The following is a 23,913-nucleotide window of genomic DNA, read 5'->3' as shown; positions in this document are numbered from 1 at the left end:
CAACCATGAGCGATGGTTTCCTGCACGATCCCCTCCCCGGAGTCGACTGGGGTGTCGCCACCGCGGACGCACTCGCGGCCCCGCCGGCATCCCCGTCGCAACGCGGCGGCCACTTCCGGCAGTGGACCGAGGACATGCGGCAGCTGTTCGGCGTCACCGCCGACACGCACCGGATGGTCGCCGGCTGGCCGCAGCTCCAGCCCGAGGGCCCCGGCACCTGGGACCCGGTGGCGCTGGACCGCTGCGACCGCGCGCTCGACGCCCTGCTCGCGGACGGCGTACGACCCGCGGTGACCCTGCTCGACCGCAACCTCCCGCCCTGGCTGGACGCCGCCGGGGGCTGGCTGGACCGCGACACCGCCGAGCACTTCGGCGCGTACGCCGCCGAACTGGGCCGCCGCCTCGGCGACCGGGTGGAGCGCTGGATCACCTCCACCGACCTGGCCGGCCCCACCCTCGCCGAGCACGTGGCCGGGATGTACCCGCCCCGCCGGGGCATCGGCCTGGCCGGGCTGGCCTCGGTCCACCACATCCTGCTGGCCAACGGGCTCGCCGTGCAGGCGCTCAGGGGGGTCGGCGCGCGCGGCCGGACCGGCACCACGGTGACCCTCGTCGGCGGCTACCCGGCCACCGAGGACCCCTACGACCGCCTCGCCGTGGAACGGGTCGAGAGCTGGACCAACCGGCTCTTCCTCGACCCGCTGCTGCTGGGTGAGCACATGGTCACCGAGGACGACGTCTCACCCGTCGAGGCCACCGGCTGCGTACACCCCGGGGACCTGGAGACCATCGCCACGCACCAGGACCTGCTGGGCCTGTCCTGGCACACTCCGTTCCGCGTCACCGCGCCGGAGAACCTGCCCCGGGTGCTGCCGACCACGCGCTGTCTCAGCGCCCTGAACGAGGTGAACCGGCTGCTCGTCGGCCTCGGCTTCGCCGTCGTCCCCTTCGACGACGTGGAGACCACGGCGTACGGCTGGCCGATCATCCCCGAGGGCCTCGCCGACGCCGTCGCCGGCCTGCACGACCTGTACGGGGACCTGCTGCCGCCGCTGTCCGTCATCGACAACGGCATGGCCGACCTGGACCTCGTCGACGAGAGCGGCCACAGCGACGACGACCGGCGGCGGGCCCTGCTGCGCGCCCGGCTGTCCTGGCTGGCCGGACTGGTCGACGCCGGGGTGGAGGTGTGCGGCTACGAGTACTGGTCGGTGCTGGACAACCTGGAGGCCAAGTTCCGCTACACCCGGCTGTACGCGATGGCGGTCCCGGACCACGAGGCCCCGCCGCGCCCCGCGATCCCCTCGGACTGGGTGCACGGGGGAGCGTTCGCGGACGCCGTGGTGACCGGGCCCGCGGGCCGGCTGACCCTGGTGCCGACCGCCGCGTCCCGGGCTCAGGGCGTCCCGGCCCCGTAGTCCCGGCCCCGGATCAGCCGGACCGGCGTGTACACGAGGACCTCCTCGTCCCGCTGGTTGCGGACGGTGATCCGGCTGGTCACCACGCCCCGGCCGGGCTTGCTGGAGGGACGGTTGCCGGTGGTCTCCACGACGGCGTACACCGTGTCGCCGACGTACACCGGCCCCCGCACGCTCAGCTCCATGTGCAGGAACGCCAGACCGGTGCCGTGCAGCACGTTCGTCTGGAGCACGAGCCCCTCCGCCAGGCAGTAGGTCAGCCCGCCCGGCACCAGCCGACCGGTGTAGCCGCCCTCCGCGGCGTGCGAGGCGTCCCAGAACAGCGGTTCGGTGAACCCGCCCCAGGTGACGAAGTTGACCAGGTCGGTCTCGGTGACGGTACGGCGGGCGGTCCGGAAGACCTGCCCGACCGGCATGTCCTCATAGGTCAGCCCCCGCACCAGCGGGGGTACGTCGGTGACGGTGTGCTCGGTCGTCATGGCGGTGCCTTTCGTGGGCCGGGGCGTGGGTGGTCGGGGCGTGGGCCGGGGCGTCACAGGTCGATCGGGTGCTTCTCGCCGACGCCCTCGAAGTCCGGGGCGCGCTTCTCGCGGTGGGCGGCCAGTCCCTCGACGACCTCGTGTCCGGCGAAACCGAAGAACTCCAGGCCCAGCGAGGCCTCGAAGATCGGCTGGGCCGAGCGGTACCAGTGGTTGAGCGAGCGCTTGGTCCAGCTGAGGGCGCTGGCGGGGCCGGCGGCCAGCGCGGTGGCCACCCGCAGCGCCTCGGCGTGCTCCTCGCCGGCGTCCACGCACCGGGAGACCAGGCCGATCCGCTCGGCCTCCTCACCGGTGAGCACCTCGCAGGTCAGCAGGTAGTACTTGGCCTTCGCCATGCCGCACAGCAGCGGCCAGCAGATGGCCGCGTGGTCACCGGCCGCGACGCCGAGCCGGGTGTGGCCGTCGACGATCTTCGCCGTGCGGGCGGCGATCGAGATGTCCGCGAGCAGACCGATGACCAGTCCCGCGCCGACCGCCGGACCGTGGATCGCGGAGACCACCGGCTTGGAGCAGTTCATCACCCCGTAGACCATGTCCCTGGCCTCGCGCATCACCCGGGCGCGGACCGCGTGGTCCTCGGTCATGGCCTCGATGGAGTCGAAGGTCCCGCCGGCCGAGAACGCCTTGCCCGCGCCCTGGACGATCACCGCGCGGGTCTGCTGGTCGCGGTCGATCACCGGCCAGACGTCGGCCAGTTCCCCGTGCATCCGGGGGTCCACGGCGTTGAGGTTCGGGGCGTCGAGCACGAGGCGGAGCACGCCGGGTGCGGGCCGCTCGAAGGTCAGGCTCGTGAACTGGTCGTAGAGATCGGTCACGTCACGCTCCTGGTGCATTCAGTGTGGATACTATAATTATCTAACTGTATCGAGGGCGGGTCGACAAGCCGCCCGACCGGCGGACTGGCGAGCGGGCCACACTCAGGACGGGAAGCCCGGCATGGATCTCACCTTCAGCGAGGAGCAGGACGAACTGCGCAAGGTCGTGCGGTCCTTCCTCGGCAAGTACTCCGGCGAGCCGGACGTGCGCCGGCTGGCCGCCGACCCGCGCGGCTACGACCTCGTCGTCTGGCGGCGCATGGCCGCCGAACTCGGCCTCCAGGGCCTCGCGATACCGGAGGAGTACGGCGGCTCCGGATTCGGCTACGTCGAGCTCGGCATCGTCTTCGAGGAGGCGGGCCGCGCCCTGCTGGGCGGACCGTACTTCGCCACCGTGGCGCTGGCCGCCGAGGCGCTGCTGCGCTGCGGCGACGAGCGGGCCCGGGCCGACCTGCTGCCGGGCATCGCCGCCGGCTCGACGGTGGCCACGCTGGCCCTCACCGAGGACGCCGGCCGCTGGGACGAGCGCGGCATCGGCCTCCCGGCCACCGAGGGGACCGACGGCTGGCGCCTGACCGGCGTCAAGACCTACGTCCCCGACGGCCACCTCGCCGACCTGCTGCTGGTGGCCGCGCGTACCCCCTCGGGCATCGGCCTGTTCGCCGTCGGCGCCGACGCGCCCGGCCTGGTCCGCACCCCGCTGCCCACCCTGGACCAGACCCGCAAGCAGGCGAGCGTCCGGTTCACGGACACGCCCGCCCGGCTCCTGGGCGCCGAGGGCACCGCCTGGCCCGCCCTGGAGCGCACCCTCGCCACCGCCTCCGTCCTGCTGGCCGCCGAACAGACCGGCGGAGCCGCCGCCGCCCTGGAGGCCGCGGTGGGCTACGCCCGCATCCGCGTCCAGTACGGCCGGGCCATCGGCTCGTTCCAGGGGATCAAGCACAAGTGCGCCGACATGCTGGTGGAGATCGAGTCCGCCCGCTCGGCGGCGTACGGAGGACTGTGGGCGCTGGATGACGGCGACGAGACGGAGATCGCCATGGCGGCGGCCCTCGCCCAGACCTTCTGCTCGGAGGCGTTCACCAGGGTCGCCGGCGACAACATCCAGGTGCACGGCGGCATCGGCTTCACCTGGGAACACCCGGCCCACCTGTACTTCAAGCGCGCCAAGAGCTCCGAGGCGCTCCTCGGACCGCCGTCGTACCACCGGGAACTGCTCGCCACCCGGCTCGGCATCTGAACCTCATCGCCCGAACCGCCCGACCGTTAGTGAAGGAGCCGGCATGGAGCTCGACTTCGGGCCCGTCGTACACGAGTTCCGCCAGGAGCTGCGGGACTGGCTGGCGGACCACCTCGTGGGGGAGTTCGCCGAGCACCGGGGCGTCGGCGGCCCCACCGACGGCGCCGCCTGGGAGGTCCGCCTCGCCTGGGACCGGGAGCTGTCCGCCGGGAACTGGCTGGGCGTCGGCTGGCCGCGGGAGTACGGCGGCCGCGGCCTCGGTCTCGTCGAGGAGATCGTCTTCGAGTACGAGTACGCGCGGGCCGACGCCCCCTACCGGGCCACCGGCAACGCCCTCGACCTGCTGGGGCCCATGCTCCTGAAGACGGGCAGCGAGGCGCAGCGCAAGCGGTTCCTGCCGCCGATCCTCGCCGTCGAGGAACTGTGGGGCCAGGGCTTCAGCGAACCGGGCGCCGGCTCCGACCTGGCCTCGGTCCGCACCCGGGCCGTGCTGGACGGCGACCAGTGGGTGATCGACGGACAGAAAGTGTGGACGTCCTTCGGCCTGCACGCCGACTGGCTCTACGTCCTCACCCGCACCGACCCCGAATCCCGCCGGCACAAGGGGCTGACCATGCTGCTCGTCCCGGCCCGCCAGCCGGGCGTGGAGATCCGGCCCATCCGCAACCTCGCCGGCCAGGACGAGTTCGCCGAGGTCTTCCTCTCCGGCGCGCGCACCGGCGCGGACATGGTCGTCGGCGAGGTCGGCGGGGGCTGGGGCACCGCGATGGCCACCCTCGGCATCGAACGCGGCACGACCCTGCTGCCCCAGCAGCTCGGGTTCGAGCGGGAGGCGGAGGCGCTGGTCGAACTGGCCCGGCGGCGGGGCGCGTTGGAGGACCCCATGCTGCGCGGCCGGATCGTGGACGCCTGGATCTCCGTACGCATCATGCGCACCACGAACCTGCGGACCCTCGGCGAACTCACCGCCGGCCGCGCACCGGGCGCGCAGGCCACCACGGCCAAGCTGTACGCCTCCACCCGCCACCAGCGACTCGGCCACCTGGCGATGGAGCTGGCCGGGCCGGCCGGACAGATCGTCGGCGAGGACTACGGCCTGGACCGGCGGCAGCGCTCGTTCCTGCTGTCGCTCGCGGAGACGATCTACGGCGGGTCGAGCGAGATCCAGCGGAACATCATCGGCGAGCAGCTCCTCGGCCTGCCGAAGGAGCCCCGGCCGTGACGCCGCCCGACGGGAGCGCCCCGCCGTCCCTCGAGGACCGGGTCGACCGCATCGAGTCGCACCTGGCGATCCAGCAGCTGCCCGTCCGCTACGCCCTCGCCGTGGACGCCCGCGACCTCGGCGCCTGGGCCGGCTGCTTCCGGCCCGACGTGGAGATGGGGCGCCTGGGCCGCGGCCGGGAGGCACTGGTGTCGTACATCGAGCCGCTGGTCCGCGGTTTTCGCCGGTCGGTCCACCAGGTCTGCGGCCACCACATCGAGTTCACCGGCCGCGACACCGCGACCGGCTCGGTGTACTGCCGGGCCGAGCACGAGGTGGGGGAGCGGTGGATCGTCATGGCCATCCGCTACCTCGACGAGTACGCGCGCGTGGACGGCGAGTGGTACTTCTCCCGGCGCCGCGAGCAGCACTGGTACGCGGCCGACACGACCGAGCGCCCGCAGGCGGTGGGATTCCAGGGCTGGGAGGGGGCCGGTGAACCGGCGCTCCCGGACGCCTTTCCCTCCTGGGCGGCCTTCTGGAAGGAGACGACGTGACACGGCGAGGGACCCGGCTCACCGGGAGGACGGCACTGGTCACCGGCGGCGGACAGGGCGTGGGCCGCGGCATCGCGCTCGCGCTGGCCGCCGAGGGGGCGGCCGTGGTGGTCACCGGCCGCACCGAGGGCAAGCTGAAGGAGGTCGCCGCGGAGATCACCGGGCGCGGCGGACGCGCGCACACCGTGGTCGGGGACGTCGGCGAACGCGACGACGTCGACCGCATGGTGGCCGAGACGGTGGCGGAGTTCGGCGGGCTGGACGTGCTCGTCAACAACGCGCAGAGCTCCGTGCAGCGGCGGCTGGAGGCGACCTCGTACGACGACGTCGAACTCACCTACCGCAGCGGGCCGTTGGCCGCCTTCCATGCCATGCAGGCGGCCCTGCCACACCTGCGGGCCAGCCGCGGCAGCGTGGTGAACCTCGGTTCCTCGGCCGCCGTGCAGGGCGAGGTGACCTTCGCGGCCTACGCGATGGCCAAAGAGGCCGTCCGCGGGCTCACCCGGGTCGCCGCGCGGGAGTGGGGGGCGTACGGCATCCGCGTGAACGTCGTCTGTCCGGCGGCGCTGAGCCCGGCGGCCGAGGAGTACCTCAGCGCCAACCCGGAGAAGGCCGAACGCGTCCTGGCCGCCATCCCGCTGGGCCGGATGGGCGACCCGGAGACGGACATCGGCCGGGCGGTGGCCGCGCTGGTCAGCGACGACATGACCTACCTGACCGGCGCGACCCTGATGCTGGAGGGCGGGCGAACGCTCCTCGGGTGAGGCGGGTGAGGCGGGTGAGGCGGGCGGGGTGGGCTGGGTGAGGCGGCCGGGGTGACGGCCGGGCGGGCCGCGTCGCCCGGCCGGCCGGCGCTCACTCCCGGCCGCCGCGTCGCGGCCCCCTCACACCACTCCCCGGGCCCGCAGCCCCGCCAGCCGGTCGTCCGTCACGCCTGCCAGTCCGGTGAGGACTTCCGCCGTGTGCTCGCCGAGTGCGGGGGGCGGGGTGTAGCCGTCGACCGGGGTGGCCGAGAAGCGGATCGGGTTGGCCAGCAGGGGCAGGCGGCCGGACACGGGGTCCTCGACCTCGACCAGCATCTCGCGGTGGCGGATCTGGGGGTCGGCGAAGACCTCGGGCAGCTCGTTGAACGGGCCCGCCGGCACGTCGTGTTCGTCCAGCACGGTCAGCCACTCGTCCCGGGTCCTGGTGCGCAGGACCGCTTCGAGGACGGGCACGATCTCCTCGCGGTGGGCGATCCTGGCGGAGGTCGTGGCGAACCGCTCGTCCTGGAGCAGGTCGGTGCGGCCGGCCGCCGCGCAGAACCCGGCGAACTGCTTGTCGTTGCCCGCGACGAGGAAGATCGGCTTGTCCTGGCAGGCGAACGCCTGGGAGGGGATGCCGCCGTAGCCGCCGTTGCCGCGGCGGCGCGGGACCTCGCCGGAGACCAGGTAGTTCATCGCGAAGTGCGACAGCGAGGCCAGCCCGCAGTCCAGCAGGGACAGGTCGATGAACTGCCCCTCGCCGGTGGCGTCCCGGTGCCGCAGTGCCGCCAGCACGGCCGTGGAGGCGTACAGCCCGGTGAGGATGTCGACCATGCTGACGCCGACCTTCATCGGCTCGCCGGGGTGCCCGGAGACGCTCATCATGCCGGACATGGCCTGGAAGATGCCGTCGTAGCCGGGGCGTTCGGCGTACGGCCCGGTCTGGCCGAAGCCGGTCACCGAGAGGTACACCAGCCGTGGGTCGAGCGCCCGGAGACTCTCGTGGTCGAGGCCGTACTTCGCGAGGGTGCCCGCCCGGAAGTTCTCGACCACGACGTCCGAACGCGCGGCCAGGGCGCGGATCAGCTCCTGCCCCTCCGCGGAGGCGTGGTTGACGGTGATGGACCGCTTGTTGCGGTTGCAGGAGAGGTAGAAGGCGGCGGTGTCCGTCCGGTCGCCACGGGGTCCGCCGGCGAAGGGCGGCCCGTAGGTCCGGGAGTCGTCGCCGCCGCCGGGGCGCTCGACCTTGATCACCTCGGCTCCCAGGTCGGCCAGCATCTGGGTGGCGAGCGGGGCCGCGAGGATGCGGGACAGGTCGAGGACGCGGACACCGGCCAGGGCGGTCGACGGCATCTGGGAGTTCCTCTCTGCGTGACGAACAGGCGAATGAGTTATATAAATAATACATCTGGCGCCGAGGCTCATCCCGTACGATTGCCTCATCTGTTTAATCATGTAACTATATCGATCGGCTGATCGCCGAGACCGGAGGGCACGCGGATGACCGTCGCAGCGAGGTCCCTCACCGACCAGGAACAGCTCGAACGCCGCGAGTGGTTCCGAGCCCGCTGGGAACGCGGGGTCGCCTTCAACCGCCGCTGCGGGCTGCGCGTGACGCGCTGGGACCCGGACGGTGTCGAGATCGTGCTGCCCTACGCGGAGTCCCTCTCCGCCCACGAGGGCATCTTCCACGGCGGAGTGGTCTCGGCCCTCATCGACACCGCCGGCGCCGGCGCCGTGATCGCCGGACACGACTTCGACAAGGGGAGCCGGCTGAGCACCGTGTCGATGTCGGTGCAGTACCTCGCACCCGCCCGCGGCCGCGAGGCCGTGGCCCACGCCCGCTGTGTGCGCCGGGGCCGCCGGGTGCACTTCGCCGACGTCGACGTGATGACCGACGGACGCATCTGCGCCCGCGGCCAGGTGGTGGTGACCATCTCCGGCGAACGGCCGGGCGTCGGCGACCCCATCGAACCGCTGACCGAGGAGTGACGTGATGCCCGAGGAACCCGAGGTGTCCGCCGAGGACCTGGACCTGGTGCTGTACGAGGTCGACGAGGACGGCGTCGCCACCGTCACCCTCAACCGGCCCGAGCGCAAGAACGCCTGGAGCCTGCCGATGGAGCGCCGTTTCTTCGCGCTCCTGGACGAGGCCGCGCACGACCCCGCCGTCCGCGCCGTGATCATCACGGGGGCGGGCCGGTCGTTCTGCCCGGGCATGGACATGCAGCGGCTGGAGCAGAACTCCCAGCCGGGCCAGTCCCTCAACCTCCAGGCCCGCGTGCCCATGTACAGCAGACGGAACATGCCCAAGCCGATGATCGCCGCCGTGAACGGCGCCTGCGCGGGCATCGGCCTGATCCAGGCGCTCATCTGCGACGTCCGCTTCGCCGCCCGCGGCGCCCGCTTCACCACCGCCTTCACCCGCCGCGGCCTGGCCGGCGAGTACAACCTGCCGTACGTCCTGCCCCGCCTCGTCGGCCTGGAGAACGCGCTTGACCTGCTGCTGTCCGGCCGGGTCTTCGACGCCGACGAGGCGAGGGAACTCGGCCTGGTCAGCCGCGTGGTGGAACCCGAGGACCTGCTGGACGCCGCCCGCGCCTACGCCCGGGACATCGCCCGCAACTGCTCGCCGCGCGCCATGGCCGTCGTACGGCACCAGGTGTACGGCGATCTGGACCGGACCTTCACCGAAGCCCTCGCCCGCTCCTACTCCGCCATGGAGTTCTTCGCCGGCTCGCCGGACTTCCGCGAGGGCGTGGCCAGCTTCACCGAGAAGCGGGAGCCCAAGTTCGAGGGGCTGCCCCCGGACTTCGACCCCGACGAGGCCACGCGCGACGCGTTCCTGCCGTACTGACCCCGCGGCACGGATCTGCCGTACCGACCCGCCGTACCGACCCGCCGCCGTACCGACCGAGGAGACTGGACGATGACAGGGCAGCCGTTCCCCGTCGAAGCCGGGCACATCATGATGTTCGCCCGCGCCATCGGCGACGAGAACCCGGCGTACCAGGGGGAGTCGGCGCTCGCGCCGCCCACCTTCACCATGGCGAGCGCCCACCACGACCCCGACTACCACCTGCGGCCCAAGCCGGGCCAGGAGTGGTTCGGTTCCGGGGCGGGCCCCGGGGTGATGCTGGAGGGCGGCGGCGGGTTGCACGCCGAGCAGCACTTCACCTATCACCGGCCGGTGCGCGCCGGCGAGACGCTGCACGCGCACACCGTGCCCGGACGCAGCTGGGAGAAGCAGGGCCGCACCGGCCGGCTGCTGTTCAGCGAGCGGGTCACCGAGTACCGGGACGCCGACGGCCGACCGGTCGTCAGCGCCCGGACCGTGGCCGTCGTGCCCGAAGGCCCCGCGACCCCGAAGGACGTCCGATGAGCGTGCACGCGGCCGACGTCAAGATCGGCGAGACCCGTGAGAGCGTGCTGGTCGACGACCTGAAGCGGACCCGGATCGTGCAGTACGCCGGCGCGTCCGGCGACTTCAACCCGCTGCACACCGACGACCGGTTCGCCACCGAGACCGCCGGATACCCCGGGGTCTTCGCGCACGGCATGCTGACGATGGGCATGACCGGGCGGGTCCTCACCGACTGGGTCGGCCCCGAGGCGCTGCTCAGCTTCGGTGTCCGCTTCAGGGCGCAGGTCTGGCCCGGCGACACGCTGACCGCCACGGCCACCGTCGAGTCGGTGGAGGACACCCCGGACGGCCCGGTCGCCCGTTTCTCGCTGCGCACCGTCACCCAGGACGGCGCCGAGGTGGTCACCGGCACCGCGACGGCCCGCCTGGAGCCCTGAACCGGTGGGCGCCGCGCAGGACACCGGGACGCCGGACACCTGGACCGCCATGGTCGGCCGGGCCCACGACCACACCCGCCCCGCCGTCCGGTTCGGTGACCTCACCTGGAGCGGACGCGAACTCCTGGACCGGGCGGCCGGCGCGGCCGACTGGCTCGACACGCTCGCCCTGGAGCCCGGCGCCCCGGTGCCCGCGCTGGTCGCCACCTCCGCGGAGGCCCTCGCGCTGGTGATCGGCGGCGCCGGATCGAACCATCCGCTCGCGCCGCTGGGCGTGCGCATGACGGCGTACGAGATCGCCACCGTCGTCGAGGCGACGGGGTCGGAGGTGCTCGTCGTCCAGCCCGAGTTCGCCGCGCTGGGCCGCCAGGTGGCCGCCCTGTCCGGTCGTCGCGCCGTGCAGGTTCCGCAACCACGACCGTCCACACGGCAGTTGGCGGCCGGTCCGGACGACCTCGCCGCAGTGCTGCACACCTCCGGGACGACCGGACGCCCCAAGCCCGTCACCATGACGCAGCGGCGGCTGGCCGCCCGCGCCCGCGTCAACGGACTGCTGTGCGCCCTCGCCCCCGACAGTTTCTACGGCGGCAGCGCGCCCTTCCACCACATCGCGGGCCTCGGCAACATCGCCGTGGCCCTCGCCGCGGGCGCCCTGGTGACCGGACTGCCCCGCTTCACCGTGGAGGGCTGGACCCTGCTGCGGGAGCTCGGCACCACGCACACCAGCATGGTCCCGGCGATGCTGGAGACCCTGCTGACGGCCGGGCAGGCCCGCCACGAGACGCTGCGGGTCCTCCAGTACGGCGGTGCGCCCGTGCGCCCCGAGACGCTGCGGCGGACCTACGAGGCCATGCCCGGCGTCCGCATGCTCAACATGTTCGGTCAGACCGAGGGCTCCCCGATCAGCGTTCTCACGCCGGAGGACCACCGGGAGGCGGTCGCCGGACGCGCCGAGCTGCTGCGGTCCGTCGGTCGCGCCGCCCCCGGCGTCGAACTGCGCCTGCACGAGGCGGGTGTGGACGGCGTCGGCGAGATCCACGCCCGCGCCGATCACCTCTTCCGGGTGGACGCCGGCGGCTGGCTGCACAGCGGCGACCTCGGCCGGGTCGCGGCGGACGGCTACCTCTACCTGTCCGGCCGGCACTCCGACATGATCATCCGCGGTGGTGAGAACGTCCATCCGCTGGAGGTGGAGACCGTCCTGGCCGCCCACCCCGGCATCGCCGACGTGGCGGTCTCCGGCGCCCCGGACGAGCGGCTCGGCCAGACGGTCGTCGCCTGGGTCGTGCCGTCGGACCCCGGCGCCCCGCCCGACCCCGCGGCGCTCAGGGCGTACGCCCGGGCCCGGCTGTCCGGGTTCAAGGTCCCCGTGCGCTGGTGGTTCACCGGCGAACTGCCGCGCAACGCCAACGGCAAGGTCCTGCGGCGCGGCCTGCGGGAGCCCGCCGCACGCGAAGGAGAGACACGTGACGCTTGACCACACCCTCGTCGCCCCCGAGGCCGCCGGCGTCGACCCGCACCGGCTGGACGTCCTGCTGCGCCGCGTCCGCCTGGAGGTGGAGCACGGACCGCTGCCGTCCGCGCAGGTCGCCGTCGCCTGCGGCGGCCGGCTGGTGGCCTTCGAGACCTGGGGCGACGCCGACGGCGACACCCGCTACGTCCTGCAGTCCGTCGGCCGGTCGATCGTGGCGGGCGCGGTGTGGAAGCTGATCGGCGACGGCCTCCTCGACGTGGAGGAGGAGGTCGCCGCGATCATCCCGGAGTTCGCGCCGAACGGGAAGGAGACGGTGACGGTCGAGCAGGTGCTCACGCACACCGCGGGCTTCCCCTTCGCGCCGCTCGGCCACCCCAGGACGCTCGACCGTGAGCAGCGGCTCGCCGCGTTCGGCCGCTGGCGCCTGGACTACCCGCCCGGCAGCCGCTTCCAGTTCCATCTCACCTCGGCGGCCTGGCTGATCGCCGAGATCGTCGAGCGGCGCACCGGGCTGGCCTTCGCCGAGTACCTGCGTGAGCGGATCGCCCGGCCCCTCGGACTGGCGTCGCTCGAACTCGGGGTCCCGGTGGACCGGCAGCCGGGCTCCGTCGCCCCGATGACCGCCACCGACCGCACCAGCGACGACCAGGAGGTCGACCCCTGGGGACCCTGGTACCTGTCCGACCCACGCGTCCTCGCGGCGGGCGAGCCCAGTCACGCCCTGGTCGCCACCGCCGCCGACGTCGCGCTGTACTTCCAGGCGCTGGAGCACTCCGGTCTGTGGAAGCCGGAGGCGGTGGCCGAGGGCACCCGGATCCGGCTGACCGACCACCCGCACGGGGAGCGGATCTACGGCGGCGGCGGTGGCCCGCGCACCAGCATGGCCCTGTTCGTCACCGTGGCCGGTCCCGACGCGGGCAGCGGGCTGCCGTCCACCGGTTCCCCCGCGCTCTTCGGCAGCGCCGGAGCCGCCTACCAGCTGGGCTTCATGGACCCGGCCAGCGGCCTGTCCTTCGCCTGCCTGAGCAACGGCTACCCGCTCGCCGGCTACGACCACTCCCCGCGCGGCAAGGCACTGCTGACCAACGTCGCGAACCTCGCTGCGGACCTCACCGATCTCCCCGATCCCGCCGGCTGAGTTCCGGCGGCCGGCGCGGAGCGGGCCCGGTACCGAACCTCGGTACCGGGCCCGCCTCCGTGTGCCAGGGGGCTCAGCGGCTGATCAGCTGCTGGGCGTTGTTGTACATGATGTCGTCCTGGACCGACTCGTCGAGTTCCGCGAGGAGCTTGCGGTAGTCCGCCGGGTTGGCGATGCCCTCCGCGTGCGGGAAGTCGGAGCCCATCACGATGGACTCGTGGTACCCGAGCCGCTTCACCAGGCTCGGGATGTCGTCCTCCGGGTAGGGCACCACCCGGACGTGCTTGCGGAAGACCTCGCTGGGACGCTCGGCGAGCTGGCCGCCGATCCAGGGCCCGTTGCGGCCCATGCCCCGGCTCTTGTCCATGTGCCGGACGAAGTGCGGCACCCACTCGGCGCCGAACTCCGACACAAGGACGTTGATGTCCGGGAAGCGCCCGAAGAGGTTGTCGAAGATCAGCGCGGACAGCGTCTCCTCGATGGGGCGCTGGCCGTAGGTGTTCATCCACTGCCACGCCGACATCCGGAAGTGGATCGGGCTGGCGTCGTGGCCCCAGGCCGGTGCGACGTGCGAGTTGTAGTAGAACTCGCTGATGTGGTAACACACGCTGGCCTTGGCCTCGTTGACCAGCTTCCAGAACGGGTCGAAGTACGGGTCGCCGGGTGAGCGGCCGTACTGCGGTCCGGTCGGCAGCATGATGAACCGCGCGCCCTCGTTCAGGACGTACTCGAGCTCCTTGACCGCACTGGGCAGGTCGCGCAGCGACAGCAGCGCGGGGGAGTAGATGCGGTCCTGGTGGTTGAAGCCCCACACCTCGTTCATGTAGCGGTTGAACGAGTGGTAGTTGGCGTAGAGCGGTTCGACGCCCTGTACGTACTCCTCGGCGACCAGTGCCCAGCCGCCGGGGTAGATGATCGTCTGGTCCAGGCCCTGTTCGTCCATGACGCGCAGCCGGGCCTCGCGGTTCTGGTACGACTCGTGCATCGGCTCGAACTGGTACGTCTCGTCGGGGTTGCCCGAGGCCATGGCCTTGAGCATCTCCTTGAGCGAGCCGGGCCGGTAGACCTGCCCGAACTCCGGTTCCAGACACACCACGACGCGGTCCCCGGCGAGGATGACCTCGCGGCCGTCGGGCAGTGTCACCGGGGCCACTGCCTGGCCGAGGAACTCCTTCGGGAGATACCGGGTGAAGGAGTCCCGTTCCTCGTACATGTGCTGGTCGCAGTCGAAGATTCGCTTGCGCTGTTCGGCCATGGCCGTCGCCTCCGAGACCCCTGAGCTATTCAGTACGCCTTCTATAATTATCTAACTGATTCGAAGGCGCAAGGGGTGAGGGGGACGCGGTGCGGGGAACGTGGCCGGGCGGCTCAGTCGAGGAGTTCGAGCACCGTCTTGGGCCCGGCCGCGTTCACGACGTCGTCGGCGCTGGAGATGTGCCGCTGCCACAGCCTCTCGGCCTCGTCCGCCTTGCCGGCCTCGATCAGGCCGACCAGCCGGACGTGGGCCCGGTGCCCCTTGAGGGCCTGCGCCTTCTGGGCCTCCGCGTCCGTGGCGCCCGCCGTGTACGAGGCGTTGGCGCGGTCGATGATGTTGCGCAGCATGCCGCACAGCAGGATCATCGTCTCGTTGCCGGTGAGCTCGATCAGCAGGGCGTGGAACGCGTCCTGTGCCTCCACCAGGGCGAGCGGGTCGTCCAGGGCGGCCTTCTCGGTGGCCACCGCGTCCCGCAGCCGCTTGATGTCGGCCGGCGAGTTCTTGGCGGCGACCTGCCGGGCGCAGGGCGGCTCGATGACGGCGGCCGCGCGATAGATGTCGCCGAGGGTCGCGCCGCGGTACTCCAGGATCAGCCCGGCGAAACGGGCCGCCACGTCGGAGTCGGGGGCGCTCACCCGGGCGCCGCCGTGGGCGCCGCGGCGCACCGTGATCAGCGACTCCGACTCCAGGACGCGGAACGCCTCGCGCAGGGTCGGCCGGGAGATGCCGAACTGCTCCATCAGGCCCGACTCCGGGGGCAGGGCGTCATCGGGCTGCAGCTCGCCCCGCACGATCTGGCGGCGCAGGTGGGCGGCGACCAGTTCGGCGGTCTTCGGTACGCGGACCTGACGTCCGACCCGGGCGCGGGAGGGCGCGGGTAGGGTCGGCGTCTGTACTGCACGGGCTGCCTCGGCCACGGTGCACTCTCCTCGCTGGTGGTCTACCCTGTTCAGTTTCGCCGTATATAGCAAAATGAATCTGCTTAGTGCATCGAGGGTACCAGGTCAAGAGGGCGGTGATCACCCGTCGGTCGAGGTTGTCCCTGGTGCCGGGACCTCCCTTGGTATATAGATGATTCATCTATCTATTCGCCCCCATGGTGGGCCGCCTCGCGGGAGTGACCTCGATGGACTCGACGGCATCGATCGACTCGACGGACCCGGCAGCCTCGACGGCGAAGAGCCCGGACCCGGTGATCCTCACCGAGCTCACCGGCGACGGGGTCCTGCTGCTCACCCTGAACCGTCCCGAGCGCCACAACGCCTGGACGCTGGAGATGGAACTGCTCTACAACGAGCTGTTCGACCGCGCCGAGCGGGACCCGGAGGTGCGGGCGGTCGTGCTCACCGGCGCCGGCCGCAGCTTCTGCCCGGGCATGGACATGAGCGTGCTGGACGGAGCCTCCTCCGGCGCCCGCCCCTGGCCGACCGACCGGCTGCCCCCGCGCTCGCGGCCCCTGTTCCTCCCCAAGCCGGTCGTGGCGGCCGTCAACGGCGCCTGCGCGGGCATCGGGTTCAACCAGGCGCTGATGTGCGACGTCCGGTTCGCCGTGCCGCAGGCGAAGTTCGCCGCCGCCTTCAGCGCGCGCGGGCTGGTGGCCGAGGACGGTGTCTCCTGGCTCCTGCCCCGGCTCGTCGGCTACGGCCAAGCCAGTGACCTGCTGCTGTCCTCGCGCCGCCTCACCGGCACCGAGGCGCTGGCCATGGGCCTGGTCAACCGGCTGGCCGAGCCCGAGGACCTGCTTGCGGCGGCGCTCGCCTACGCCACGGAACTGGCCCGCTCGGCCAGCCCGTACGCGATGTCCCTCATCAAGCGGCAGCTCGCCGACGACCAGGCGAAGACCTTCACCGGCAGCCGTGACGACGCGATCGCGCTGCTGGCCACCGCGAAGCGCGCCCCGGACTACCGCGAGGGCGTGCTCAGCTTCATCGAACGCAGACCGCCCCGGTTCGCGCCGCTGGGGGAGATCGCGCGGGTCCCGGGGAAGGCCACGTCATGACACGCGCCGAACTGCCGCTGCACCGCCGCACCGTCACCTGCACCGCCTACCAGGAGACCGGCGACGAGATCTCGGTCGAGGCGGAGCTGCGCGACGAGCGGCCGTGGGCGGAGCCGTCGGCCGCCGCCGTGCACCGGATGGTGCTCACCGTGCGCGTCCGTGTCACGGACATGGTCGTGGTGGCCGCCGGCGCCGACATGCTGACCTTCCCGCACGCCGAGTGCCCCCTGATCACGCCGGCCTTCGACAGCCTGGTCGGGCTCAGTGTGGCCGCCGGGTACAACCGGGCCATCCAGGAACGCTTCCGTGGCGTCCTCGGCTGCTCGCACCTGTACGAGCTGGCCCGTGTCCTCGGTCCCGCGGTCGTGCAGGCGGCCATGTCGGCCAACACCCGGCGCCGGGACGCGGGTGAGCCCGCCGACGGTCCGCGCGCCACCGCGGGGGTGCTCAACAGCTGTCACGTCTGGGCGCCGGACGGCGTGGGCCTGCGCAAACTGGACGCCGGCTGGCGCCCGGGGACCGGCCCGCGCCCGGTCCCGGAACTCAGCACCTTCGAACGCCCGTGACGGGCGGTGCCGAGCGGTGGCCGTGACGGGCGGTGCCGGCCGGTGACCCTGTCCGGCGGCCTTGCGCTGCCGCCCGGCTCCCGGGCGGGGGCCGCCCTCCGTCGTCAGGTGACGCCCCGCGGCGGCCGGACGGCACGGTGTCAGCTCGCCGGTGTCCTCGGCTCGCGTGGCAGGCCCAGCACCTTCTCCGCGAGGATGTTGCGCTGCACCTGCGAGGTCCCCGCGTAGATCGTGCCGGAGCGGGCGATCAGATACGTCGTCGACCAGGACGCCGAGGAGTTGGCGGCGCCGGGGTCGTCGGTGCGGTAGGTGCGCAGCGGCGGACGCCCGGCCGGCACCTGGCCGTGCAGGCCCATGATGTCGAGCGCCAGGTCGGTGACCTTCGTGTGGTACTCGCTCCAGTACAGCTTGGCGATCGAGGACTCGGGGCCCGGCTCGGCGCCCTTCAGCCAGCCGGTCAGGATGCGGTAGCCGAGGTAGCGCATGATCTCGACCTTCGACCAGCACCAGGCGATCCGCTGCCGGATCACCGGGTCCTGGTCCCTGCCGTACAGGCGGGCCAGCGCCACCAGCCGCTCCACCTCGGCGCGGAACAGGATGGGGTTGGTCGCCGCCTCCTCGCCGCGCTCCACGCCCAGCAGGCTCTGGGCGACCGTCCAGCCGTTGTCGACGCCGCCGACCACGAGGTCGGCGCGGGTGCGGGCGCCGTCGAAGAAGACCTCGTTGAAGTGCAGTTGGCCGCTCATCATGCGGAACGGCCGCACCTCGACGCCCGGCTGGCGGAGCGGGACGAGGAGGAAGGAGATGCCCCGGTGTCTGGGGGCCTCGCGGTCGGTGCGGGCCAGTACGAAGATCCAGTCGCAGTGGTGGGCGCCCGAGGTCCACACCTTCTGGCCGTCGATCACCCACTCCTCGCCCTCCCGCGTGGCGCGGGTGGTGAGCGCGGCGAGGTCCGAGCCCGCGTCCGGCTCCGAGTAGCCCTGGCACCAGGTGTCCTCACCGCTGAGGATGCGCGGCAGGAAGTGGCTCTTCTGCTCCTCGGTGCCCCAGCGCAGCAGGGTGTTGGCCAGCATCTTCACGCCGAAGGTGTCCTGGGGCAGCCCGAACGGCACGCCGGCCAGGGCCAGTTCCTCCATCAGGACGACCTGGTGCAGCTTGGACAGCCCGCGTCCGCCGTACCGTTCGGGCCAGGTCAGGGAGAGGTAGCCGTGCTCGGCCAGGCGCCGGCGCCAGTCGCGGGCGAAGGCCCAGGCCTCCTCCTCGCCGAGGGCGCCGATGCCCTGCCAGTCGGCCGGCAGCGCCGCGGACAGGAACGCCTTGACCCCGGTGCGGAACGCCTCGGTCTCCGGGGGATAGCTGATGTCCACCTGCGGCTCCTTCGTTCTTCGTGGCGCGGTCCGCCTCCGGGGCGCCACGGCCGGGGTCGGGGGCGACCGTGCCCAGCGCTCCGGCCCGGCCGGTCGGCAGCGTATCGCCGTATTGATTGTTTCAGCATAATAGGTTATCTATTTAACGGGAATAGTGACGAGCCAGGGCGGGCTGACATGGGACTGCTGGACGGCCGCAACGCGGTGATCACCGGCGGCGCGCAGGGGATCGGCTTCGAGATAGCGGGCGCCCTGGGCGCCGCCGGAGCCCGCGTGGTCCTCGGCGACGTCAACGAGGAGGCCGCGGCGGACGCCGCCGAACGCCTCGGCAGGAACGGCGTGGCGGCCACCTCGCTGCGCTGCGACGTCACCGACGAGGGCGAGGTCGCCGCCCTGGTCGCGCACTGCGGCGAGACCTTCGGGCCGGTCGGCGTGATGGTCAACAACGCCGGGTTCACCCGGGACGCGACCCTGCGCCGGATGGCCCTCGCCGACTTCCGCGCCGTCCTCGACGTCCATCTCACCGGCGCCTGGAACGGCACCCGGTACGCCGCCGAGGCGATGCGCGCGCACGGCCACGGCGGCAGCATCGTCAACATCTCCTCCATCGCCGGCAAGGTCGGCAACTTCGGTCAGACGAACTACAGCGCGGCCAAGGCCGGGCTCGTCGGTCTCACCAAGGCCTCCGCCAAGGAGCTCGCGAAGGCGGGCATCCGCGTCAACGCCGTACAGCCCGGCCTGATCCGCACCGCGATGACCGAGGCGATGCCCAAGGACGCGTGGGACGCGAAGCTCGCCGAGATCCCGCTGGGCCGGGCCGGCGAACCGGCCGAGGTCGCCCAGGTCGTCCTCTTCCTCGCCTCCGGCATGGCGAGCTACGTCACCGGAGCCGTCGTCGAGGTGACCGGCGGCCGATACATGTGAGCACCCCGCCGTCCCGCTCTCCACCACCCCCGACGAAAGGCCCGAAGGATGCCCGCCCCCCTCCTGCGTGACGCGGTGATCTGCGAACCCGTGCGTACCCCCGTCGGCGGCTACGGCGGTGTCCTGCGCGACGTGCCGGCGGCCGAACTCGCCGCAACGGTCGTCCGCGCCGTGCTGGAGCGCACCGGCATCCCGCCCGCCGCCGTCGACGACGTCCTGCTCGGCCAGTGCTACCCCAACGGCGAGGCCCCGGCCATCGGCCGGGTGGCGGCGCTGGACGCCGGTCTGCCGGTGGAGGTGCCGGGACTGCAGATCGACCGCCGCTGCGGCTCCGGACTCCAGGCGGTCGTCACCGCGGCCATGCAGGTGCAGACCGGCGCGAGCGACCTGGTCCTGGCCGGCGGCGTGGAGTCCATGAGCCGGGCCGAGTTCTACACCACCGACGTGCGCTGGGGCGTGGTCGGCGCGGGCACCACGCTGCACGACCGTCTGGCCCGCGGCCGGGTCACCTCGGGCGGCGTCAACCATCCGATCCCCGGCGGGATGCTGGAGACGGCCGAGAACCTGCGGCGCGCCTACGGCATCCCCCGCGAGGAGCAGGACCGGCTGGCCCTGCGCTCGCACGAGAAGGCCGTCGCGGCCCAGCGCGAGGGCCGGTTCGCCGACGAGGTCGTGCCGGTCACGGTCCGCGGACGCCGGGGCGAGACGGTCATCGACACCGACGAGCACCCGCGCCCCGGCTCCTCGCTGGAGAAGCTCGCGAGCCTGCGTCCGGTGCTCGGCCGGCAGGACCCGGACGCCACCGTCACCGCGGGCAACGCCAGCGGCCAGAACGACGGCGCTGCGCTCTGCGTGGTGACCCACCCCGAACGCGCCGCCGCTCTCGGGCTGCGCCCGCTGGGCCGCCTGGTCTCCTGGGCCGTCGTGGGCGTGCCGCCGGAGACGATGGGCATCGGCCCGGTGCCCGCCACCGCGCGCGCTCTGGAACGCGCCGGACTGAAGCTCGCCGACATCGACCTGATCGAACTCAACGAGGCCTTCGCCGCGCAGGTGTTGGCCTGCACCCGTGAATGGGGCCTGACCGAGGCCGACTTCGAGCGGTTCAACGTCAACGGCTCAGGCATCTCGCTGGGCCACCCCGTCGGCGCCACCGGTGGCCGCATCCTCGCCACCCTGCTGCGCGAACTCGACCGCCGCCAGGCCCGCTACGGCCTGGAGACCATGTGCCTCGGCGGCGGCCAGGGGCTGGCCGCGGTCTTCGAACGGCCGGCCCACGCAACCCACGTTCATGGAGGACGCTGATGCCCGGACTGATCGCGTACGGCGCCTACGTGCCGTACCACCGTCTCGCCCGCGCCGACGTCGCCGCCGTCCTCGGGACGGCGGCGGGCCGCGGCACCCGGGCGGTGGCCGGCTACGACGAGGACACCACGTCGATGGCCGTGGAGGCGGCCCGCGGCGCCCTGGCCCGCGACGGACTGCGCCCCCGGATCGGCCAGCTGTTCCTGGCCACCGCCGCGCCCGCCTACCTCGACAAGACCAACGCGACCGCGGTCCACGCCGCGCTCGGCCTCGACCCGCACGTGCTCGCCGCCGACATGGCGGGCTCCGTGCGCTCCGGACTCGGCGCGCTGGTGACCGCCGCCCGCTCCCCGGTCCCGACCCTGGCCGTCCTGTCCGACCTGCGCACCGGCCTGCCCGGCGGCGCCGACGAGTCGGCCGGCGGCGACGGCGCGGCCGCGTTCGTCTTCGGCGGCCACCGCAACGGCGCACCGGTCATCGCGGAACTCCTCGCCCACGACACCGTCAGCGACGAGATCCTCGAACGCTGGCGGCTGCCGGGCGCGACCGCCTCCCGCGTCTGGGAGGAGCGCTTCGCCGAACAGCTCTACGTGTCCCTCGCCGGCCAGGCGCTCGACGCCGCCCTCGACCAGGCCGGCCTGGAGATCGGCGCGATCGACCACTTCGTGGTGTCCGGCCTGCACGCGCGCGCCTGCGCCACGGTACGGCGCACCCCAGGCGTCCGGCCCGAGGCCCTCGCCCCGGACCTCGCCGGCGTGATCGGCAACGCGGGCACCGCACAGCCGGGACTGCTCCTCGCCGACGTCCTCGACCGGGCCCGGCCGGGGGAGACGATCGCCCTCGTCGTGCTCGGCGACGGCGCCGGCGTGCTGCTGCTGCGCGCCACCGACGCGCTCCCGGCGCACCGCGGCACCCGCCCGGTCGCCGCGCAGATCGCCGCGGGCGGGCCCCCGCTGCCGTACGCCACCTACCTCTCCTGGCGCGGACTGCTGGACCGTGAGCCGCCCCGCCGGCCGGACCCCGAGCCGCCGTACGCCCCGCCCGCGCACCGCCGCGGCGGCTGGAAGTTCGGCTTCGTCGCCGCCCGGTGCGACAAGTGCGGCACCCGGCATCTGCCGCCCGAGCGGGTGTGCGCCTCCTGCCACGCCGTCGACGCCATGACCGACGAGCCGATGGACGCCGTACAGGCGACGGTCGCCACCTTCACCGTGGACCGGCTCGCCCACACGCCCAGCCCGCCGATGCTCGTCGTGGTCGTCGACTACGACGGCGGCGGCCGGTTCCGCTGCCAGCTCACCGACGCGACCGAGGCCGACGCCGTCATCGGCGCCCGGGTGGAGATGACCTTCCGCCGCACGGTCACCGCGGCCGGCATCCACAACTACTTCTGGAAGGCCCGGCCGGTGCGGCCGGGCGGGAACTGAGGGGACGGGGCAATGGGCTCGCACGGAATTCGGGACCGGGTCGCGATCGTCGGCATGGGGTGCACGCCGTTCGGCGAGCACTGGACCAAGTCGGCCGACGACCTGCTGATCGACGCGGTCGGCGCGGCGACGACCTCGGCCGGCATCACCCTGGACGACATCGACGCGTACTGGTTCGGCACCCAGGCGTCCGGCGTGTCCGGTCTCACGCTGAGCCGGGTGCTGCGGCTGCCCGACAAGCCGGTCACCCGCGTGGAGAACATGTGCGCGACCGGCTCCGAGGCGCTGCGCAACGCCTGCTACGCGGTGGCCTCCGGCGCCTACGACGTGGCGATGGCGGTCGGGGTGGAGAAACTGAAGGACTCCGGCATGTCGGGGCTCTCCGGCACCGCCATCCCGGGCGCCGGTGACGACAGCCGCGGCGAGATCACCGCCCCGGCGAACTTCTCCCTCCTCGCTCCCGCCTACGCCGCCAAGTACGGCCTGGACCAGGAGGAGATGAAGGACGTCATCACCCGCATCGCCTGGAAGAACCATGCCAACGGGGCCCGCAACCCGCGCGCCCAGTTCCGCAGGGAGGTGCCGCTGGAGCGCATCCGGTCGGCGCCCATCATCGCGGGCATGCTCGGCGTGTTCGACTGCTCGGGCGTGTCCGACGGTTCGGCCGCCGCGATCGTGGTGCGGGCTGAGGACGCGTACCGCTACACCGACCGGCCGATCTTCGTGAAGGCGCTGTCCTTCGTCGCCGGCCCGGCGGACGGTCTCCTCGACCCTGAGTACGACTTCACGACGTTCCCCGAGGTCGTCGCCTCCGCGCAGGAGGCCTACCGGCAGGCGGGCATCACCGACCCGCGCGCCGAGCTCGCGCTCGCCGAGGTCCACGACTGCTTCACCCCGACGGAACTCGTGCTGATGGAGGACCTGGGCTTCTCCGAACGCGGACAGGGCTGGAAGGACGTCACCAGCGGGCTGTTCGACCTGGACGGCCCGCTGCCGGTGAACCCGGACGGCGGACTGAAGGCGTTCGGACACCCCATCGGCGCCTCGGGGCTGCGGATGATGTTCGAGGCGTGGCTCCAGCTCCGCGGAGAGGCACCGCCCGAGCGGACGGTACGGACACTGGCCGAGGGCCGCTCCCTCGCCCTGACCCACAACCTCGGCGGCGGGCCCGGCGAGTGCGTGTCGTTCGTGTCGGTCGTCGGCAGCGAACGCAGCGACTGAGAAGGGTGGTTCGTCCATGGGACGACTGGAGGACAAGGTCGCCGTCGTCACCGGGGCGGCGTCGGGCATCGGCGCGGCCACGGCGCGGCGGCTCGCGGCCGAGGGCGCGCACACGGTGGTCGCCGACCTGAATCTGGAGGGCGCCGAAACCGTCACGGAGGAGATCCGCGACGCGGGCGGCTCCGCGACGGCGGTGGCGGTCGACCTCGGCGACATCGACAGCGTGCGGGCCATGGTGGCGGCGGCCGTCGAGACGTACGGCGGTCTGGACGTCCTGCACAACAACGCGGCGGCCACGCACCTCGCCGCCCGGCAGGACCTCGCCGTGCTGGAGGCCGACCCGGCGGTCTGGGACGACACCATGCGGATCAACCTGCGCGGCACCATGGTCGCCATCCAGGCCGCGGTCCCGCACATGATCGCGCGCGGCGGCGGCTCCGTCATCAACACCTCCTCCGGTGCCGGACTCGCGGGCGACCTGCGCAATCCCGCGTACGGCGCCTCGAAGGCCGCGCTCATCAACCTGACGCAGTACGTCGCCACCCAGTACGGCAAGCAGGGCGTGCGCTGTAACGCCGTCGCGCCGGGTTTCATCGTCACGCCGGCGAGCTCCGGTTCGGCCCACGGGGCGATCCGGGACGCGATGCTGCGCCATCACCTCACCCCCCGGCTGGGCCGGCCCGAGGACGTCGCCTCGGCGGTCGTCTTCCTCGCCTCCGACGAGTCCGCCTTCGTCACCGGGCACACCCTGCGCGTGGACGGCGGCCTGCTCGCCCACCAGCCCTACGTCGCGGACCTGCGCGACGCCTGACATGCCCCGCACGCGAGGGCGCCGCCGTACGGACCGGAAGGGGGAGGCATCGCGTGCGGGGCGTGACGACCCCGCTCAGGTGAGAGGGTACGAGGATCGGTTGCCCACGTGTGCGACC

General features: G+C 72.8%; 24 protein-coding genes. 18 read left to right on the top strand and 6 right to left on the bottom strand.

Annotated elements, in window-relative coordinates; genetic code table 11:
- Nucleotides 1-5 precede the first annotated feature (5 nt).
- On the top strand, nt 6-1,418 hold the full coding sequence (locus AC07AZ_RS31895; RefSeq protein ID WP_478853922.1) for a family 1 glycosylhydrolase: 1,413 nt from the start codon (nt 6-8) through the stop codon (nt 1,416-1,418).
- On the opposite strand, the gene AC07AZ_RS31890 is transcribed toward AC07AZ_RS31895, so the two are convergent.
- Together AC07AZ_RS31890 and AC07AZ_RS31885 are read right to left on the bottom strand one after the other, a co-directional pair.
- Complete coding sequence (locus tag AC07AZ_RS31890; protein ID WP_478853920.1) at nt 1,397-1,897, bottom strand: MaoC family dehydratase; 501 nt, start codon at nt 1,895-1,897, stop codon at nt 1,397-1,399. The genes AC07AZ_RS31895 and AC07AZ_RS31890 overlap by 22 nt on opposite strands.
- A 53-nt stretch (nt 1,898-1,950) precedes the next feature.
- Nucleotides 1,951-2,772 (bottom strand): enoyl-CoA hydratase/isomerase family protein, encoded by an 822-nt coding sequence (locus AC07AZ_RS31885; protein ID WP_478853918.1) that lies wholly within the window; start codon nt 2,770-2,772, stop codon nt 1,951-1,953.
- A 121-nt stretch (nt 2,773-2,893) separates the two neighbouring features.
- Here AC07AZ_RS31885 and AC07AZ_RS31880 point away from each other — a divergent pair, with 121 nt between their 5' ends.
- Genes AC07AZ_RS31880 through AC07AZ_RS31865 form a run of 4 tightly spaced genes read left to right on the top strand, consistent with a single transcriptional unit; the run spans nt 2,894 to nt 6,534 of the window.
- Nucleotides 2,894-4,012, top strand: a complete 1,119-nt coding sequence (locus AC07AZ_RS31880) for an acyl-CoA dehydrogenase family protein (RefSeq protein ID WP_478853916.1) — start codon at nt 2,894-2,896, stop codon at nt 4,010-4,012.
- Nucleotides 4,013-4,055: 43 nt separating this feature from the next.
- Entirely contained in the window at nt 4,056-5,234 is a 1,179-nt protein-coding gene (locus AC07AZ_RS31875) for an acyl-CoA dehydrogenase family protein (RefSeq protein ID WP_478853914.1), read from the top strand.
- Entirely contained in the window at nt 5,231-5,770 is a 540-nt protein-coding gene (locus AC07AZ_RS31870) for a nuclear transport factor 2 family protein (protein WP_478853912.1), read from the top strand. The genes AC07AZ_RS31875 and AC07AZ_RS31870 overlap by 4 nt, the downstream gene beginning before the upstream one ends.
- A complete protein-coding gene (locus AC07AZ_RS31865) occupies nt 5,767-6,534 on the top strand; it encodes an SDR family NAD(P)-dependent oxidoreductase (protein WP_478853910.1) in 768 nt (255 codons plus the stop codon). The genes AC07AZ_RS31870 and AC07AZ_RS31865 overlap by 4 nt, the downstream gene beginning before the upstream one ends.
- A gap of 120 nt (nt 6,535-6,654) precedes the next feature.
- On the opposite strand, the gene AC07AZ_RS31860 is transcribed toward AC07AZ_RS31865, so the two are convergent.
- Nucleotides 6,655-7,866, bottom strand: coding sequence for a CaiB/BaiF CoA transferase family protein (locus AC07AZ_RS31860; RefSeq protein WP_478853908.1), 1,212 nt, complete (start codon nt 7,864-7,866; stop codon nt 6,655-6,657).
- Nucleotides 7,867-8,013: 147 nt separating this feature from the next.
- On the opposite strand from AC07AZ_RS31860, the gene AC07AZ_RS31855 reads away from it, so the two are divergent.
- From AC07AZ_RS31855 to AC07AZ_RS31830, 6 genes are all read left to right on the top strand, one after another.
- Nucleotides 8,014-8,505 carry a PaaI family thioesterase gene (locus tag AC07AZ_RS31855; RefSeq protein ID WP_478853906.1) on the top strand — a complete coding sequence of 164 codons (492 nt, stop codon included), beginning with the start codon at nt 8,014-8,016 and terminating at the stop codon, nt 8,503-8,505.
- A 4-nt stretch (nt 8,506-8,509) separates the two neighbouring features.
- Complete coding sequence (locus tag AC07AZ_RS31850; protein WP_478853904.1) at nt 8,510-9,370, top strand: enoyl-CoA hydratase-related protein; 861 nt, start codon at nt 8,510-8,512, stop codon at nt 9,368-9,370.
- 72 nt (nt 9,371-9,442) lie between these two features.
- Nucleotides 9,443-9,895 carry an FAS1-like dehydratase domain-containing protein gene (locus AC07AZ_RS31845; protein ID WP_478853902.1) on the top strand — a complete coding sequence of 151 codons (453 nt, stop codon included), beginning with the start codon at nt 9,443-9,445 and terminating at the stop codon, nt 9,893-9,895.
- Entirely contained in the window at nt 9,892-10,314 is a 423-nt protein-coding gene (locus AC07AZ_RS31840) for a MaoC/PaaZ C-terminal domain-containing protein (RefSeq protein WP_478853900.1), read from the top strand. Before AC07AZ_RS31845 ends, AC07AZ_RS31840 begins: the two co-directional genes overlap by 4 nt.
- Nucleotides 10,315-10,318: 4 nt before the next feature.
- Nucleotides 10,319-11,791 carry a class I adenylate-forming enzyme family protein gene (locus AC07AZ_RS31835; RefSeq protein ID WP_478853898.1) on the top strand — a complete coding sequence of 491 codons (1,473 nt, stop codon included), beginning with the start codon at nt 10,319-10,321 and terminating at the stop codon, nt 11,789-11,791.
- Entirely contained in the window at nt 11,781-12,926 is a 1,146-nt protein-coding gene (locus AC07AZ_RS31830) for a serine hydrolase domain-containing protein (protein WP_478853896.1), read from the top strand. Before AC07AZ_RS31835 ends, AC07AZ_RS31830 begins: the two co-directional genes overlap by 11 nt.
- A gap of 73 nt (nt 12,927-12,999) precedes the next feature.
- On the opposite strand, the gene AC07AZ_RS31825 is transcribed toward AC07AZ_RS31830, so the two are convergent.
- Both AC07AZ_RS31825 and AC07AZ_RS31820 read right to left on the bottom strand, forming a co-directional pair.
- Nucleotides 13,000-14,181, bottom strand: a complete 1,182-nt coding sequence (locus AC07AZ_RS31825) for an amidohydrolase family protein (protein ID WP_478853894.1) — start codon at nt 14,179-14,181, stop codon at nt 13,000-13,002.
- Nucleotides 14,182-14,294: 113 nt separating this feature from the next.
- Nucleotides 14,295-15,098 carry a FadR/GntR family transcriptional regulator gene (locus tag AC07AZ_RS31820; protein ID WP_478853892.1) on the bottom strand — a complete coding sequence of 268 codons (804 nt, stop codon included), beginning with the start codon at nt 15,096-15,098 and terminating at the stop codon, nt 14,295-14,297.
- A gap of 209 nt (nt 15,099-15,307) precedes the next feature.
- On the opposite strand from AC07AZ_RS31820, the gene AC07AZ_RS31815 reads away from it, so the two are divergent.
- Complete coding sequence (locus tag AC07AZ_RS31815) at nt 15,308-16,180, top strand: enoyl-CoA hydratase-related protein (protein ID WP_478853890.1); 873 nt, start codon at nt 15,308-15,310, stop codon at nt 16,178-16,180.
- Nucleotides 16,177-16,746, top strand: coding sequence for a DUF2889 domain-containing protein (locus tag AC07AZ_RS31810; RefSeq protein WP_478853888.1), 570 nt, complete (start codon nt 16,177-16,179; stop codon nt 16,744-16,746). Before AC07AZ_RS31815 ends, AC07AZ_RS31810 begins: the two co-directional genes overlap by 4 nt.
- A gap of 140 nt (nt 16,747-16,886) precedes the next feature.
- On the opposite strand, the gene AC07AZ_RS31805 is transcribed toward AC07AZ_RS31810, so the two are convergent.
- Nucleotides 16,887-18,113 carry an acyl-CoA dehydrogenase family protein gene (locus AC07AZ_RS31805; protein WP_478853886.1) on the bottom strand — a complete coding sequence of 409 codons (1,227 nt, stop codon included), beginning with the start codon at nt 18,111-18,113 and terminating at the stop codon, nt 16,887-16,889.
- A 177-nt stretch (nt 18,114-18,290) separates the two neighbouring features.
- On the opposite strand from AC07AZ_RS31805, the gene fabG reads away from it, so the two are divergent.
- From fabG to AC07AZ_RS31780, 5 genes are read left to right on the top strand one after another with little or no spacing between them, the layout of a single operon-like run.
- On the top strand, nt 18,291-19,037 hold the full coding sequence (gene fabG / locus AC07AZ_RS31800) for a 3-oxoacyl-ACP reductase FabG (protein WP_478853884.1): 747 nt from the start codon (nt 18,291-18,293) through the stop codon (nt 19,035-19,037).
- A gap of 48 nt (nt 19,038-19,085) precedes the next feature.
- Nucleotides 19,086-20,339: an acetyl-CoA C-acetyltransferase gene (locus AC07AZ_RS31795; RefSeq protein ID WP_478853882.1), complete on the top strand. Its 1,254-nt coding sequence runs from the start codon at nt 19,086-19,088 to the stop codon at nt 20,337-20,339.
- A complete protein-coding gene (locus tag AC07AZ_RS31790) occupies nt 20,339-21,763 on the top strand; it encodes an OB-fold domain-containing protein (protein ID WP_478853880.1) in 1,425 nt (474 codons plus the stop codon). The genes AC07AZ_RS31795 and AC07AZ_RS31790 overlap by 1 nt, the downstream gene beginning before the upstream one ends.
- 12 nt (nt 21,764-21,775) lie before the next feature.
- Nucleotides 21,776-22,984 carry an acetyl-CoA acetyltransferase gene (locus AC07AZ_RS31785; protein WP_478853878.1) on the top strand — a complete coding sequence of 403 codons (1,209 nt, stop codon included), beginning with the start codon at nt 21,776-21,778 and terminating at the stop codon, nt 22,982-22,984.
- Nucleotides 22,985-23,000: 16 nt separating this feature from the next.
- The gene (locus AC07AZ_RS31780; protein ID WP_478853876.1) at nt 23,001-23,795 is read left to right on the top strand and encodes an SDR family NAD(P)-dependent oxidoreductase; all 795 of its coding nucleotides are present in this window, start codon (nt 23,001-23,003) and stop codon (nt 23,793-23,795) included.
- Nucleotides 23,796-23,913 lie beyond the last annotated feature (118 nt).

This window comes from Streptomyces sp. NPDC043878 (genome assembly GCF_056435735.1).
The sequence above is the reverse complement of the archived record's forward strand: the minus strand, read 5'-3'. Positions and strand labels throughout refer to the sequence as shown.

Excerpts from the sequence above, each read along its gene's own strand:
- AC07AZ_RS31880 (WP_478853916.1), top strand. The coding sequence starts at position 2,894 with ATGGATCTCACCTTCAGCGAGGAGCAGGACGAACTGCGCAAGGTCGTG.
- AC07AZ_RS31840 (WP_478853900.1), top strand. The coding sequence starts at position 9,892 with ATGAGCGTGCACGCGGCCGACGTCAAGATCGGCGAGACCCGTGAGAGC.
- AC07AZ_RS31850 (WP_478853904.1), top strand. The coding sequence starts at position 8,510 with ATGCCCGAGGAACCCGAGGTGTCCGCCGAGGACCTGGACCTGGTGCTG.
- AC07AZ_RS31895 (WP_478853922.1), top strand. The coding sequence starts at position 6 with ATGAGCGATGGTTTCCTGCACGATCCCCTCCCCGGAGTCGACTGGGGT.
- AC07AZ_RS31790 (WP_478853880.1), top strand. The coding sequence starts at position 20,339 with ATGCCCGGACTGATCGCGTACGGCGCCTACGTGCCGTACCACCGTCTC.
- AC07AZ_RS31785 (WP_478853878.1), top strand. The coding sequence starts at position 21,776 with ATGGGCTCGCACGGAATTCGGGACCGGGTCGCGATCGTCGGCATGGGG.
- AC07AZ_RS31815 (WP_478853890.1), top strand. The coding sequence starts at position 15,308 with ATGGACTCGACGGCATCGATCGACTCGACGGACCCGGCAGCCTCGACG.
- AC07AZ_RS31795 (WP_478853882.1), top strand. The coding sequence starts at position 19,086 with ATGCCCGCCCCCCTCCTGCGTGACGCGGTGATCTGCGAACCCGTGCGT.
- AC07AZ_RS31860 (WP_478853908.1), bottom strand. The coding sequence starts at position 7,866 with ATGCCGTCGACCGCCCTGGCCGGTGTCCGCGTCCTCGACCTGTCCCGC.
- AC07AZ_RS31780 (WP_478853876.1), top strand. The coding sequence starts at position 23,001 with ATGGGACGACTGGAGGACAAGGTCGCCGTCGTCACCGGGGCGGCGTCG.
- AC07AZ_RS31825 (WP_478853894.1), bottom strand. The coding sequence starts at position 14,181 with ATGGCCGAACAGCGCAAGCGAATCTTCGACTGCGACCAGCACATGTAC.
- AC07AZ_RS31875 (WP_478853914.1), top strand. The coding sequence starts at position 4,056 with ATGGAGCTCGACTTCGGGCCCGTCGTACACGAGTTCCGCCAGGAGCTG.
- fabG (WP_478853884.1), top strand. The coding sequence starts at position 18,291 with ATGGGACTGCTGGACGGCCGCAACGCGGTGATCACCGGCGGCGCGCAG.
- AC07AZ_RS31810 (WP_478853888.1), top strand. The coding sequence starts at position 16,177 with ATGACACGCGCCGAACTGCCGCTGCACCGCCGCACCGTCACCTGCACC.
- AC07AZ_RS31855 (WP_478853906.1), top strand. The coding sequence starts at position 8,014 with ATGACCGTCGCAGCGAGGTCCCTCACCGACCAGGAACAGCTCGAACGC.
- AC07AZ_RS31890 (WP_478853920.1), bottom strand. The coding sequence starts at position 1,897 with ATGACGACCGAGCACACCGTCACCGACGTACCCCCGCTGGTGCGGGGG.
- AC07AZ_RS31845 (WP_478853902.1), top strand. The coding sequence starts at position 9,443 with ATGACAGGGCAGCCGTTCCCCGTCGAAGCCGGGCACATCATGATGTTC.